Raw genomic sequence first — 14,735 nt, 5'->3', positions numbered from 1 at the left:
ATTTTGGTTTAACCTTTCGTACCCATTACGCTCTCAAATTTGTACTCGACTGCATCATCTTTTATCTGTGGTGCAGATGCTTTTGCAGTTGTCAAAATCGGGTACATATTGGCGTAAAAATTCATTACGGCTTCCACGCTCCAACGTGGTTCGGGGTCGGTCAGCCTGATGTCCTGTCCTTTATCTTTGAGTATGAAAACTCGTTCTAACTGTGTTGCTAATAACATAACTTTCTAATTTTTGGGTTAACACTTTTATTCTTCCTCGTCCGCTTCATCAATGGGATAATCGGCAGTAAGTTCTTCCACCTTTGGCGGTTCGGGCGTTGCTTCTTCCATTGCTCCGAAAAGGCTCGGTGTTGCGAACTTGTCGGACAATGATGTTTTGCGTTTGCGTATCTCGTCCGCTTTTTCGGAGAACTCCGTTATATCGGGAACTTTTATCCACGCTTCACGGAATTTGCCCTCTTTTTCCAACTCATCCGCCTTTGCCATTGCATCTTTAAACTTCTTGTCTTTGGCTTCTTTTTCTTTTTTCTCTTTTTCGGTTTTTGCTTTCTCGATTGCCGATTGTGCTTTGGCTTCATCAAGTTGCTTTTGAAATTTTTCCATATCCACCATTAAGCCCGATACCTTTTGTATAGGTGTTGTTATCTGCTCAAAAAATCCCTCGTCAAACTCTTGGGGTGTGGCGTTGAATGTCAATGGGGGAATACCGTTTTTGGCACTATCTCCGCATTGTTCGTTGTTAAGCAATACTGTTACAATTAGGTTGCTTTCTATTCCTTTTGAAATGTTCAGTTGTAAAACTCCTGTAAAGTCCAACTGCTGTATCTGATTGAAAAAATTTGTATTCATCGTTCTTAAATTTTAATTGTTGAAGATTGTTTTTTGATTGCTATCAATTTCTTGTGTATATCCGTCCAATAGGCATTTTGCCTTTTATCGAAGTCTGAAAAACTTTTGTCCTCGTGGCTATATCCTGTATTTCGCTTCGCAATACGGATAGCTTCTTTTAGGTCGGTTACTTCAATTTCGTAACCGTTCAAATCCGTTACTTTCATAGTGTTACAATTTTGCGTTCCAAAAGAGTTTCCAATATCTCATAATCACTTTCGTACTCTTCTCCCTCAAAGTGGTAGAGGTCTGTTTCTTCATCCTGTTCGTAGGCTTCAAAATCATCATCGCCCAAAAATATATCGCTGAGTATGCCATCCCGATAAGTTGCTCTCCCGTAAACAAGGTTTCCCATTTCTTCATAGTCCTGTACAAAATCCACTTGGTAGTATTCTGCTATCTTTTGAGTAATTTCAATATTGGGCGACCATTTTGTTTCATATTGAAATTGCCCTTCATCGCCCTCGTTCCAATAGATATTGAAGAAATACCCACCGTTGGTATCTTCCATAAATTCGGGTAGTTGCCCTTCTTCGGTTTTTTCTTCCTTTTCCTTCATTGATTGGAAAAGTTCTTGTATTGCTGTGATTGCTTCGGGAGTTCCCTCGAATACAACCGTGTTACTGCACCAATTTGCCATAATGAATATTTTTAGTAGGCTACCACCGATTAAGGCGGTAGCCTGTTGTTATTTAATTAAGGTTTAGGATTTCCGCACCGTCCAAAGCAAATGCGGTACACAGTTCAAATGCTTTTTGCGATTTCAGTTGGGCAGTACCACCCAATACAATGCTCTGCAATTTGGCTTCGTCATTCTTGTAATTTCTCACGTTCTGATAGTAGCCTGTGACAGCGTTATACGCTCCGAACAAAGTGCCATTTGTTGTGTCCATTTGTTGTGTATCGCTTATCATTGCGTATGCAAATGCGTCCTCAACGGTATTTTTAAAAAGGGTTGAAATTTCATCTTCCGCACCTTTTTTGATTAAATCAAAGGTTTCCTTATTCGGGCAAAGTGCCAATTGAATTAGCTTTTTTACCTCTCGGTCTGTGACCTTTACTTTTGCCCATTCATTGAAAATTCCCTCTAATTGGTTGCTAAATGTATTGGCAAGTCCCATAATCTTATGGGCATTCTCAACACGTTGTTTTGCTCCCGAAGTGTGTTTGATGCGGACAACATTTGTCATACTGCGTAACGAAGCATTTAAGGTGTTTTGGCAAACAATTCTGATAGGTGTAAATGCGGCTGTGATACTTCCGCTACCATCGTGCGAAGTGGTTAGGAAAATGTATTTTTCCGTAACGTCATCGCCATTCCCAACTCGGATATAGTCGGGTAATTTGGCGGTGATAAAAATACGTTCTCCATTGCCTAACGCTCCTGCGGTTTCATAGAGAATGCCCTCACCACCGCCTACAATAGCATCAAAGAAATTAAAGGCTTCACGGTTTTGTACAATGTGGTAATCCTTGCCAACCACGCCCAATACGGCATTGTTATCGGTGCGGATGTTGGCGAAATAGTTAGGTACTTGTAATTCGCTACTGCCTATCTCTATGCTGTTGGTGGTTTCGATAATGCCCGAACCTTTTGTAAATAGTGGGGATTTTACGACTTCGTAATCTAACCCTGCGTGTTTGATAGCTTCCTCGCTTGTCGGGTACTGTTCTACGATTTGCCCCAAACCGTGCCACGCTTTTTGTTGTACACTAAAAAATGAATAACGTCCTGTTCTCTCGTTGAAATTGATATTATGTGCCATAATGCTTAAAATTTGATGTGAAAAAAATGATTGAATACTCGTTGTTAAAATGGGAGGTCGTCTTCTGTCGTGTTATTGTTTGTGCCTGTGGTAGTTAGTACCGTTTCCTTTTTTTTGCTACCTCCGTGCAATTTGATTTGTGAGGTATGGAAATTCAGACCTGCTCTTGGCTCTCCGTCATTACCTGTCCACGCTCTGGTACTTACTCGTCCCGATAGTTCTACCAAAGTGCCTTTTGTAAGTAGCTTGGCTACATTCGGGGTTATCCAATAGGAGCAGTCGAAATAGGTTGTTTGCTCAATGCGTTCGCCCTGTTTGTTACGGTAGCTGTCGTTGGTCGCTACTGAAAAATTTACTACTTGTTTGTCCTGTGACGTTGTGCGTACTTCCGCATCTCTTGTCAGTCTTCCTGTAATGTTCATGATTTCTACTTTTTTGCGTTATTAATTTTGTTCTGATTTTTCCCTTGATTTATTCGGCAATGAGAGGAGGTGCTGAAGTTTCGTTTCACTCTTTTGCCATTTTCAATGCTGTATTTTTTCATTTCTGACATTTTTTTTATTCGTCTAAAGAGCCGGAGTATGCTTTGTTTCGTTTCACGAGCATAAAAAGGTTAGTGTTTAGCAGGAACAAGGTTTTGTCAAAAAAATACGACCCGAATGGGTGGAGATTTTTTTGCAAATCTGGAAGGCACGACCTTGTTCCTGCGTTAAGAACACGGAAATACCTTTGCTCTTGAAATGGAACAAAACAGCATATCGGTTCTTGAATAAAAATCATGTGGAAGCACGTGAAAAAGGCATTGAGTAAATGGCCTTGTGATTACAAAACCTGCAATTACATTTTGCAGAATTTATAAATTTGGAGTTTAGTATCTTAAAGTATTGTGGCTTTTGGAAGCCACGTAAACGGTACTGAAAAATATTTATTGAGGATATATTAGGAGTTTTTCAGTATGGTTTATTAACTCATCCTGCCAAAGCTCTTTTATTGCATGGGATGGGCGCTGGAGGAATAAATGTGCTTTGAAGATTAGTATAGGCTAAAAAAAGCCGAGGATTATTTACCTCGGCTATCTGTATAATATTATATGCAATTTATTTGGTGACATTGAAAAGTTTAGCCATATAAGCTACGGTAAATTCAAAAACCTGCTGTTTTGAGTATTTAATTAAGTTATTGTCATCACCATTGATAAGACTCTGGATATACCTTTCTTTTTGTAGCACCGGAGCGTCGACACCAAATAGCTTTCTCCAGAACATATCAAACATATCTCGGTAGTATTGTATTGTTTTCTTAACCTTTTCATTGACGATTACCGTATTGAGAAAAACCTTTCTTTCTGCATTGTCAAATATTTTAAAAGCAAAAGATTCTTCGTTGATGTTTATAGCAGAGACAAAAGTTTCTTGTTCATTTAGTCCATGGAAAGGTAGAAATTTTATTGCATCTTCATTCTCGTAAACCTGTATAACAAAATCATTCATGAAGACAATAAAAGGGTTTTTATCATCAGTAAATCCAATGTAGTTTTCTGTATATATCGCGTTTCCTCCAAGAGTTTGGAGATGTGTCACCGAAAGGGGGATGGATGTGTCACCATTTTTTTGGAGGATACTGTGACGTAACTTCTCCTTAAACTCAGGTGAAAACGCCAAAATATCTTCACAGACTGCACTTCTGTACAACTGTATGTGAAAGAAGTTACGAATTGTAACAACATCAGCTTCGCTCACTATTTTGAGACCTGAAAGATCTGCTTGTCGGAAGTGTGGTAGTATGTTTTGAATAAATGGTGTTTCAATATCTGTAAACAGGTTTTCGCAATCACTACAAAATACGTAATCCACTGAAAATGGAATGGATTTCGCATTTTCAATTTCTTCCTCTGTTGGTTTTCTTCCAATTGTAGTCTCGAGGGTCAGCTCATCAAGACGTTGGAAATTAAAGTCTATAAATGGATTGGTATTATCCAGAGCAAAATATAATCCTTTCTCGCGTTCATTACTACCTTCTATGTTAAGACAGGTGCGGATAATTGCATCAGTAAGATAGTGAGTATTCTTTTTGTTTGCTTCGCGTTCAAGACACAGTTTACATAAAGACATAGTTTTTTTGTTTAAAGAATTGTTGTAAGTAAATTTAAAAAAAAGAATTTTATTAAAAGCACCCAGCTTCTCGAAACAAACAAAGCAGGAAATCATCCTGCTTTGTTTAGTAAGCAATAATTCTAAACGAGAACTTCTTTCTCCATTTCTGCAAATGATGCTTCCATTCCAGCAAATTTATGCGATACCAAATCCATATCTTTACTTATTTTCTGGCTTGTAATTTTAGCATAAATCTGTGTGGTAGAAATATTTTTATGCCCCATCATTTTACTAAGGCTTTCAAGTGGTACGCCTTCAGTCAAAAACATTGTTCCAAATGTGTGTCTTGCGGTGTGAAAGGTTACTTTTTGTTCTGTAACAATACCTAATTCTTGAATTAGTTTGTCTATATGGCTGTTACAAATTTTGTTTGTAGGAACAGGAAAAATAGAATCATTTCGGGTGGTACCTTTATATTTTTCAATAATTCGTTTGGGTATTTCCATAAGCCTTACATTAGAAGCAACATCAGATTTCTGTCTTCGGCTTATAATCCAATCGTGACCATCAAAAAAGGATTGTATGTTAGTACTTTTAAGTTGTTTAATATCTATGTAAGATAGTCCTGTAAAACAGCTGAATACAAAAAGATCCTTTACAATTTCATAATTTTGTTTTGAAGGATTGTGTAATAACAGGGATTCAACGTTTTCCTTAAGTAAATAGCTACGGTCATTTTCCTTCATCGATATTTCATAATCTTCAAAAGGATTTTTCCTGATAAGACCGTTTTTGACAGCTATTTCCGCAACACGATAGAGTGGCATAGTATATACCCAAACAGTATTGTGTGTGCACTTTTTGTCTATTCGAAGGAAGAAATCAAACTCTCTGATAAAATCACACGTCAATTCCCTGAACGCCATGTCATCACGATGATACCTGCTTTTGATAAATTCAGCAACGTGGTTATAGACAATTTTGTACTTGTAGTAGGTACTTTCGGAGCGTTCTCCTTGTACTACCATTTTCCCAAAATCATCATTGTTCTTTTTAAATACTTTCAGCAAGGAATCTTCCATAATACCAACACCGAGAAATGCAAGTTTCAGCTTTTGTGCCGTTACAAAACCCTCGTGTTTCAGCATATCTTCATAAAGGGTATCGATACGTGCCCTTATATTATCCAATTTTTGGTTAATACCTAGTGCTTTTGCACTCTTACCTTCAACTCTTCCATACTTTAAATCCCAATTCTTTGGATTGATCTCTAACTTTGTTCCTAAAGTCTTAGGTGTTCCATCAATAGTAATACGTGCCATAATCGGGGCATTACCGTTCTTTTTCGGCTCGTTCTTTTTCAGGTAGAAAAGTAATTTGAACGTAGATTTTTTTGTCTGCTCCATAACTCAAATGTTTAATGTTTAAAATTAAATTGTATTGAGTTACAAGGGAATATGAAAAATAGGGCAAAACACTGAAATATAACCTGTTACATCTTTGATTACCTTTGCTAATCGGTAACGAATTAGTAACCTATCTTTGTATTTTTAAGACCAAAACCTATCAGACACCGAGTTCCAAACTAAGACTACTGTTTTATAAAGCATTGTATATAAACGGTTTTAACCGTTTTGCTTATTTTTGCTTTATACTAATCTTTTTTACTTAAAAAATCCTCAATTTCTGATAAAGAAAAACTATTAAGGCAATTTTTGGCAGATAAACCACCTTTTCTTGCAACAAATATACCGTAATGCATATCCTTTAAGCCTTCAGTACGGTGTGCATCAGGATTAATGGCTAAAAGCACACCTTTTTCTATCGCGTAGCGATGCCATCTCCAATCTAAATCTAACCGTAACGGATTCGCATTAATTTCAATAACAACGTTATTGACTGCACATGCATCAATAATTTTTTTGTAGTCTAAAGGATAGCCCGACCTACTTAATAATAAGCGTCCCGTCGGATGACCTAATATAGTAGTATATGGATTTTCTATTGCCTTCAATAAGCGAGCAGTTGCTTTTTCCTCATCCATTTTGAGATTGGAATGAACGGATGCAACCACAAAATCAAAGCCAGCTAGAACTTCATCAGGATAATCTAAGGAACCATCGCCTAAAATATCAGATTCAATACCTTTGAAAATTTTAAAAGGTGCTAATTCTTGATTAAGTAAATCAATTTCTTCCCACTGTTTTTGCACACGTTCGATAGATAAACCATTCGCATAAACTGCAGTTTTAGAGTGATCACAAATGCCAAAGTAGTTGAGTCCAAGCTCGTCCTTACAATAGCGAGCCATTTCAGCTAAGCTATGCACTCCATCGCTATAGGTCGAGTGATTATGTAAAGTCCCTTTTAGGTCATCAAAATTAATCAGTATCGGTAATTCATGCGCCTTAGCCAAAATGATTTCATTTAAGCCCTCTCTTAATTCAGGTTCGATATAATCCATGCCTTGAGCCATATAAAGAGCTTGTTCGGAAGCTAAAGCCGTAATAAGGTCATGGTTTAGACCCTCTAGGTGTTTTTTTGAACCCGTTGTTAACAGTAGGTTTTTATGAAAGTCTCCTGTAGTAGTTAAATAGATGTGAAAAGAAAATCCGTTTTCATCTCGCAGAGCGGTGTATTCGATTTCTTCTTTCAGACTATTTGGATAGTTTGTATTTAAGTAGGTTAATGTACTATTTTTATCTGTGTCCAATAAGATATCAACAGAGCTTAATACTTCACATTTTCTGCGAAAATCACCTGTAAAAGAAATCAAGGTGGGGGATAAGCTTTTTTGGAGTTTGGTAAATAGTTTTTCCGCATGAGATAAAACCTTTGCATATAAAAACCAGCCTTCATTGGATATTGAAAACTCAATGGATTTTTTAATATCTTCCTGCGTTTTTAAACCAAAACCCTTAGCTTCTATTAGCCTGTTTTCATTACAAGCATATAACAATTCACCTACACTTTCAATTTGGAGGTCATTCCAAATGATTTGAATTTTTTTAGGACCTAAGCCTTTTATGTTAAGCATTTCCAAAATACCTTCTGGAGTGATGCTTAACATAGCGTCGAGTTCATCAAATGAACCAGTTTCGGCTAATTTTTTAACCTTTTCTGCGGTACTTTTTCCAATACCTGGTTGGCTACTAATCTCTTCAAAAGATGCAGTTTCCAAAAGAAAGGGTACTTTATCTAATTTAAAGGATGCACTAGCAATTGCTTTTGTTCGGAAAGGGTTTTCATTATGCAGCTCCATAAGTTGACTACATAACTTGAATTTTTTAGCAATTGTCTTGTTATCCATTTTAGTTATCTTCTAGTATTTAATCTTCTTTTTTTACTTCTGGAGCTGGCTGATTGAATTTGTAAAAAATTAATCGTACACCAGAGTTCTTTGTGAAGAATTTCACAGTCCAATTGATAAAGGTAACGACTTTGTTTCTAAATCCAAAAATAGACATTAAATGGACAAACATCCACACAATCCAACCAAAGAATCCATTGAAGTGAATTTTACCCATATCAACAACTGCTTTAGCACGGCCTATTGTTGCCATTGAACCTTTGTCAAAGTAAGAGAATTTTTCTGTAGATTGATTATTCATCACATTGCAGATATGCTGAGCAACATATTTACCCTGTTGTTGTGCTACAGGAGCCACGCCAGGTAAACCCCGTGGTAATTCATCCGTAATAAAAGCTGATACATCACCGATAGCGTAGACATTCTCCATGTCTAATACACGGCATTGATCATCAGTTTGAATACGATTTCCTCGCTGGATGTTTTCTTTTTTGAAGCCCTCCGGAAACTGACCAGCAACTCCAGCTCCCCAAATTACAGTCTTTGTTTCAATCGCGCTACCGTCTCCGAAAGAAATTGCAGTGCCATCAAAGCCAGTAACAGAAACGTTCAATAATATTTTAACACCTAAAGCTTTTAAGTATTTTTCAGAATCTTCAGAGGATTTAGCCGATAGATTCGCCAAAACTTTACTTTGACCTTCAACTAAGTACACATTCATTTCTTCCTTGCGCAATTCAGGATAATCTTTTTCAAGAATATTATTTCTGATTTCAGCAATTGCACCGGAAAGCTCAACGCCCGTGGGACCACCGCCAACTATTACAAAGTTTAAGAATGGTTTACGCTCTTCTGGATTTTCAATTTGAACAGCTTTTTCAAGATTTTGTAAGACATAACTACGAATGTTTAACGCTTCTTGAATGCTTTTCATAGGTAGAGCATATTTTGCAATCTGCTGATTTCCGAAGAAATTTGTAGTAGCACCTGTAGCCACGATTAAATAATCATATTCAAAATCACCGATATCCGTTTGAACCGTCTTATTGGAAGAGTCAATGTGATTTACACTTGCTATTCTGAAACTAAAATTTTCCTGAGACTTGAACATCTTACGTATAGGAAATGAGATAGAATCTGCAGATAATGTACCTGTAGCAACTTGATACATTAAAGGTTGGAATGTATGAAAATTATTTTTATCTAATAATAATACCTCTACATCCTTATTTTTTAACTTTTTAGCAACTTCAATTCCTCCAAAACCTGCACCAATTATGATAACTTTTGGGAATTTTCTATCTGAACGATTGCTTAGCATATTATTTGAAATTTATATAAAATATTCGGAAAATTGTAATCCTGCTGCAAATATCTTAATTTTTCATTCAAAAAACTAAAATATCTTTATATATAGTTGCTTTTTATTGTCATTTTTGCTCAAAAAATGCTCTTCTATTGTTTTGCTACGTTTATTAAGTGTTGTTAATCAGTAATTTGTAAAGCAGATTAATTGCATAGATTATTAATGTGTTTTTTTGTTGTTTGAAAAAATTGGGTGTAAAAAGTACACTTTGCTATTGTAATGCCCCCTTTATTTTGATTCTTAAGCCATCATTTTCATTCTTTAACCACAGTTGGCAAGCTAATCTACTATCATCATCGGCATCAGGTAGCGTGTCAAGCATATCCAATTCTTGCTCCTGTGGTTCTGAAAGATTTTCTGCGCCAGATTTTATCTGTACATGACATGTGGCACATAATGCTATACCACCGCAAGTTGCCAATACTTCATAATTAGTAGCCTTTAGTAATTCCATGAGCGATAAGTTCACGTCTGTTGGCACTTCAATTTTCTGTGTACTACCATCCCGGTCTTCAATTTCTATTTCAATAATATTTTCCATGGTTAAAAAGTATTGATTCCATTTACAGTTGTATATTTAAAACTCAATTTCTGATCGGGGTATACGAATTTGAAGGCACTTTGAGCCATTAATGCAGCTTCGTGGTACCCACATAATATCAATTTTAATTTACCCGGGTATGTATTTATATCCCCAATAGCGTATATACGTGCTACATTAGTCGAGTAGTCCATTGTATTCACCTCAATCGCATTCTTGTCTATATTTAAACTCCAGTTTGCGATAGGGCCTAATTTTGGCGTTAGACCAAATAGCGGGATGAAATAATCTGCCTCCATTTTGATTTCTTCTCTTTGTTTATTAATTGCTATTACATGAGATAAAAAATCTGATCCGTGCACATCTGCAAGATTATGGGACATTAATAAATTGATTGCCCCTTGTTGAGCAAGTTCATATACTTTGTCTGCAGAATCTGGTGCACCTCTAAAAGAGTCACTTCTGTGGATCAAAGTAAGCTCTTTTGCAATTCCTGACAAATAGATTGTCCAATCCAGTGCAGAGTCACCACCACCAGCAATAATAATTTTTTTATCACGATATTCTTCAGGATTTTTGACCATATAATCAACACCCTTTCTTTCATATTTGGCTAAATTGGCAAGTTCAGGCTTTCGTGGTTCAAAACAGCCCAATCCTCCTGCTATAACAACAACTTGACAGTGGATACGTGTTCCTTCAGAGCTTACAACGATGTAGGAACCATCTTCTTGTTTTTCTAAACCCTCAACCCGTTCGCCAAGCGTAAATGTGGGATGGAATGGTTCAATTTGCTTCATCTGATTGTCAACCAACTCTTGAGCACGAATAGTGGGGTACCCAGGTATATCATAAATCGGCTTATGCGGATATATTTCGGATAATTGACCACCTACTTGAGGAAGAATATCAATTAGATGGCACCTCATTTTTAATAATCCTGCTTCAAATACAGCAAATAAACCCACAGGTCCAGCACCTATGATACATATGTCCGTTATAATCATATCAATTTTAATTACTTAAATTTTTATAAATTTTGTCCAATATACGTGTGAATGCATTAAAATCTTCGTCAGTCAAATTTTCCCATGCCTTCATTCTAATGCTTGAAACAATAGGGGAGAATGCTTCGACTTTTTTTTGACCATCATCTGTTAAATGTAAATAGAGACCACGGCGATCAGATGGATGGACAACTCGTTCTGTTAATCCTTTCTTGATTAATAAATCAACAATTCGTGTTAGTGTAGGTTGATCTTTACAACATTTCTCAGCAAGTTCTTTTTGCAGGAGATTATCATTCTCGTAAAGTGTTTTCAGGATTGTCCATTGATCCACAGTGATGTCAAATTCGTTTTCTGAAAATGAATTTTGTGCGAATTGCTTCACTTTTTTTGCTGTTCGCTCTAAAATGAATGAGTATTTATTGAATTTTCCGTCTTGCATATTAATATTTGTTGCAATAATATTTCGTACAACAAATATAGTAATTATAATACTTAGTGCAACAAGTATTATAGTGAATTTATTGTAAAATAAAAAAGGCTTTCAGATTTAATCTGAAAGCCTTTTTTATTAATGATTTTTAATTTTATGGTGTCACTGGTTCTGCTTTTTTAGGAGCGCTTGCCAAGTGTTTTCCTTTACTCAAATCGTATACTGCAGGAGCAGCAAGGAATATTGAAGAGTATGTACCTACAATAATACCAATTAAGATAGCGAAAGAGAAACCTCTGATAACCTCACCACCGAAAATGAATAATACCGCCAAAACGAATATTACTGTCAATGAAGTGATAACAGTTCTACTCAATGTTGTGTTAATGGCATGGTTGATTGTTTCACCAAAGTCTTTACTCAATGCATTTGGTTTATTAACATCTTCACGAATACGGTCAAATACAACTACTGTATCATTTACCGAATAGCCCAAGACCGTTAAAATAGCTGCAATAAAATGTTGATCAATATCTAATGAGAATGGAACGATACCATCTAGAATAGAGAACAGACCTAACACAATAATCGCATCGTGTACAGTTGCAATTGCAGCACCTACAGAATATTGCCATTTATGGAAACGGACCAATATATAAACCGCTATGATTAATAAGGCAAAAATCGTCGCATAGATTGATCTTGCTTTCATATCAGTAGCAATGCTCGGACCCACTTTTTGAGAAGAAAGAATCTCATGTTTGTTTCCGCCATCAACTTTAGATAAGCCTTCATTCAATTTAGTCAATACATCTTTATCAGCCTCGTCCGAAGTCTCATCAATGTGATACGTTGTTGTTATACGAAGTTGGTTCGCTGCTCCAAACACCTTAACCTCAGTTGTTTTTTGAAAAATATCATCTAAGTTTTGGCGAACCGCTTCCAAATCAACAGGTCTTTCGTAACGGATAGTGTACGTACGACCTCCTTGAAAATCCACACCTTGACTGAATCCTTTAATAAAAATCGATGCAAAACAAGCAATAACAACAACAATTGAAACGATATAAAATCCTTTTCTTTTCTTAATGAATTGAAAGTTCGCATTCTGCAATGTCTTCGCGGACCAAGGGAAGGAAACTTTAATTTTCATATCACGTTCCAGCATCCACTCAAAAATAATTCGAGTCAGGAAGATACTAGTGAATAATGATGTGATAATACCTACCATTAATGTAGTCGCAAATCCTAAAATTGGACCTGTTCCGAAGAAGAATAACACCAAACCTACTAAGAAAGTTGTGATTTGTGAATCTAAGATAGAGGGTAATGCATTTTTATAACCATCTGCAACAGCTTGACGGATGGATTTTCCTCCAGCCAATTCTTCACGGATACGTTCATAAATCAAGACGTTTGCGTCGACGGCTGTACCCATTGTCAATACGATACCCGCAATACCAGGTAAGGTCAGCACTGCATTTAGTGATGCGAGTACCCCCATGATAAAGAATACGTTTACAAGAACCGCTATGTTTGCTACCAAGCCTGCGGTATTGTAATAAGCTATCATGAACACAAGAACAAGCACAATACCTATAACTGCTGAATTCACACCAGAATCAATAGCAGATTGTCCTAAAGTAGGACCTACAATTGCCTCTTCTACGATTTTAGCTGTTGTTGGTAGACGACCTGCTTTCAATACGTTAGCTAAATCTTTTGTGTCTTCAACGGTGAATGAACCTGAGATGGATGAATTACCACCTGCAATTTCTTCAGATACACCCGGCGCCGAGTATACCACATTGTCAAGGACAATCGCTATAGATTGCTGGCTTTGTGCAGCCTTAGCTGTGATTTTTTTCCACTCACGTGCCCCTTCGTTGTTCATTTGCATAGAAACAACAGGCTCATTTCTTTCATTAAACTCGTCACGTGCATTTACAATAACATCACCTGTTAAAACAGGTCCATTATCTACACCTGCAGGTCTTACCGCATATAGCGAAAGGAGATTAGGTGTTTTAGCCTCAGGCTTTACTGACCATAATAACCTTAAATTTCCAGGGATAATCGATTTAACTTCTGGTCTACTTAAGTAAGCATTTACTTTCGCTGTATCTTTCAGCTCTGCACTACCCACCATAGCTCCAGGCATTAAAGCCATTTGTTGATTTTCACCCATATAAACTGCGGGTCTCAAAACATCAAACAATGGATTTTCTTGTGATAATTTAGCGGCAGCACTATCTTTTGTATTTTTATTGACACCAAGATTAGCCAATAAGTCATCACCGTTTTTAGTTGAATCTGTTGTTGCTTTATCATTCGTAGACGCTATTTTTAAGGTAGCTGATAAAGTCTTGTTAATATTTTCTAACAAAGGATAAACCTCTTGGTTACCATGAGTTTCGTAAAATTCTAACTTCGCAGAACCTTGTAATAATTTGCGAACACGTTGCTCATCATTAACACCCGGTAATTCAATTAGAATGCGATTAGTCCCCTGTTGAATTTGAATGTTTGGAGAAGCGACTCCAAATTTGTCAATACGAGTACGAAGTACTTTGTATGAGTTTTGAATAGCATTTTCAGCTTCTTTTTGTAAAAAAGATTCCAATTGTGCATCTGTGTCCCCCGCCTTGATTAAAGAAGCATTATCTTTAGTAGCGAAGTAAGTTGAAAGTGGAGTCGTATTACCTGTAGCTTTATATTCCTCTATGAATAAATTTACTAAAGATTTTTGACTTGTTTTACTTTTCGAAATGGCAGCAGTAAGTGCTGCATTGAATTTCTCGTCTTTAGGATTATCCGCTAAGTTACGAATCAACTCATCGATTGAGATTTCCATCGTAACGTTCATACCCCCTTTTAGATCAAGACCTAAAGCAAGTTCTTGTGCTTTAGCTTCTCTATAGGTGTATTTAGCAAAACCTAAATTGTAAACAACCTCGCCAGCGATAGAGTCTAAGTACGATTTTTCACGTGCCATATCTCCTTGTGCATAATTCTCAGCATCACGCTCAACTTTGCGGGTTACAAAAGTGAATGATAGGGCGTATAGACATGCTATAGATACCGCTATCACCAAAAATTTAATCAGCCCTTTACCTTGCATCGTCTGTTTTTAGTGTATTAGTTTGATATTATTGATATAATTGATAACTCATTCTTGTGTGAAAATTACAATTCTCCAAGAATGCCAAAGGTATAAAAATTTTGTAAAATGGAAAGCTTTATTTGATTAAGCTTATGATAAAATCCGATTAAAAGATTATTACCATGTAGTTTCATAAAAAAAGCCTCCGTTTGGGAGGCTT

At 36.5% G+C, this 14,735-nt stretch carries 14 protein-coding genes; all 14 read right to left on the bottom strand.

Annotated features, from left to right (window positions below):
- Nucleotides 1-8: 8 nt before the first annotated feature.
- The 14 genes from KO02_RS14315 to secDF all read right to left on the bottom strand — a co-directional run bounded on the left by KO02_RS14315 (nt 9) and on the right by secDF (nt 14,533).
- A complete protein-coding gene (locus KO02_RS14315) occupies nt 9-227 on the bottom strand; it encodes a PRTRC system protein C (RefSeq protein ID WP_002978317.1) in 219 nt (72 codons plus the stop codon).
- A 27-nt stretch (nt 228-254) separates the two neighbouring features.
- Nucleotides 255-857 carry a PRTRC system protein E gene (locus tag KO02_RS14310; protein ID WP_034727273.1) on the bottom strand — a complete coding sequence of 201 codons (603 nt, stop codon included), beginning with the start codon at nt 855-857 and terminating at the stop codon, nt 255-257.
- 5 nt (nt 858-862) lie between these two features.
- Nucleotides 863-1,063: a hypothetical protein gene (locus KO02_RS14305; RefSeq protein ID WP_034727275.1), complete on the bottom strand. Its 201-nt coding sequence runs from the start codon at nt 1,061-1,063 to the stop codon at nt 863-865.
- A complete protein-coding gene (locus KO02_RS14300) occupies nt 1,060-1,536 on the bottom strand; it encodes a hypothetical protein (protein WP_038699335.1) in 477 nt (158 codons plus the stop codon). The genes KO02_RS14305 and KO02_RS14300 overlap by 4 nt, the downstream gene beginning before the upstream one ends.
- 52 nt (nt 1,537-1,588) lie before the next feature.
- Nucleotides 1,589-2,662, bottom strand: coding sequence for a DUF932 domain-containing protein (locus KO02_RS14295; protein ID WP_038699333.1), 1,074 nt, complete (start codon nt 2,660-2,662; stop codon nt 1,589-1,591).
- A gap of 44 nt (nt 2,663-2,706) precedes the next feature.
- The gene (locus tag KO02_RS14290) at nt 2,707-3,084 is read right to left on the bottom strand and encodes a single-stranded DNA-binding protein (RefSeq protein WP_034727283.1); all 378 of its coding nucleotides are present in this window, start codon (nt 3,082-3,084) and stop codon (nt 2,707-2,709) included.
- Between the two features lie 675 nt (nt 3,085-3,759).
- On the bottom strand, nt 3,760-4,773 hold the full coding sequence (locus KO02_RS14285) for a hypothetical protein (protein WP_131401731.1): 1,014 nt from the start codon (nt 4,771-4,773) through the stop codon (nt 3,760-3,762).
- A gap of 122 nt (nt 4,774-4,895) precedes the next feature.
- Nucleotides 4,896-6,161, bottom strand: a complete 1,266-nt coding sequence (locus KO02_RS14280; RefSeq protein ID WP_034727288.1) for a site-specific integrase — start codon at nt 6,159-6,161, stop codon at nt 4,896-4,898.
- Nucleotides 6,162-6,409: 248 nt separating this feature from the next.
- Entirely contained in the window at nt 6,410-8,065 is a 1,656-nt protein-coding gene (locus tag KO02_RS14275; RefSeq protein ID WP_038699329.1) for a DNA polymerase/3'-5' exonuclease PolX, read from the bottom strand.
- Nucleotides 8,066-8,084: 19 nt separating this feature from the next.
- Nucleotides 8,085-9,386 carry an NAD(P)/FAD-dependent oxidoreductase gene (locus KO02_RS14270; protein WP_038699327.1) on the bottom strand — a complete coding sequence of 434 codons (1,302 nt, stop codon included), beginning with the start codon at nt 9,384-9,386 and terminating at the stop codon, nt 8,085-8,087.
- A 256-nt stretch (nt 9,387-9,642) separates the two neighbouring features.
- Nucleotides 9,643-9,972 (bottom strand): 2Fe-2S iron-sulfur cluster-binding protein, encoded by a 330-nt coding sequence (locus KO02_RS14265; protein WP_038699325.1) that lies wholly within the window; start codon nt 9,970-9,972, stop codon nt 9,643-9,645.
- Between the two features lie 2 nt (nt 9,973-9,974).
- Nucleotides 9,975-10,979 (bottom strand): NAD(P)/FAD-dependent oxidoreductase, encoded by a 1,005-nt coding sequence (locus KO02_RS14260; protein ID WP_038699323.1) that lies wholly within the window; start codon nt 10,977-10,979, stop codon nt 9,975-9,977.
- Nucleotides 10,980-10,986: 7 nt separating this feature from the next.
- On the bottom strand, nt 10,987-11,421 hold the full coding sequence (locus KO02_RS14255; protein WP_038699321.1) for a MarR family winged helix-turn-helix transcriptional regulator: 435 nt from the start codon (nt 11,419-11,421) through the stop codon (nt 10,987-10,989).
- A gap of 145 nt (nt 11,422-11,566) precedes the next feature.
- Nucleotides 11,567-14,533 (bottom strand): protein translocase subunit SecDF, encoded by a 2,967-nt coding sequence (secDF, locus tag KO02_RS14250; protein WP_038699319.1) that lies wholly within the window; start codon nt 14,531-14,533, stop codon nt 11,567-11,569.
- Between the last annotated feature and the right edge of the window lie 202 nt (nt 14,534-14,735).

The sequence above is a fragment of the Sphingobacterium sp. ML3W genome (assembly GCF_000747525.1).
Lineage (GTDB): Bacteria > Bacteroidota > Bacteroidia > Sphingobacteriales > Sphingobacteriaceae > Sphingobacterium.
Note: the sequence above shows the minus strand (reverse complement) of the source record. Positions and strands in the feature narration are given on the sequence as shown.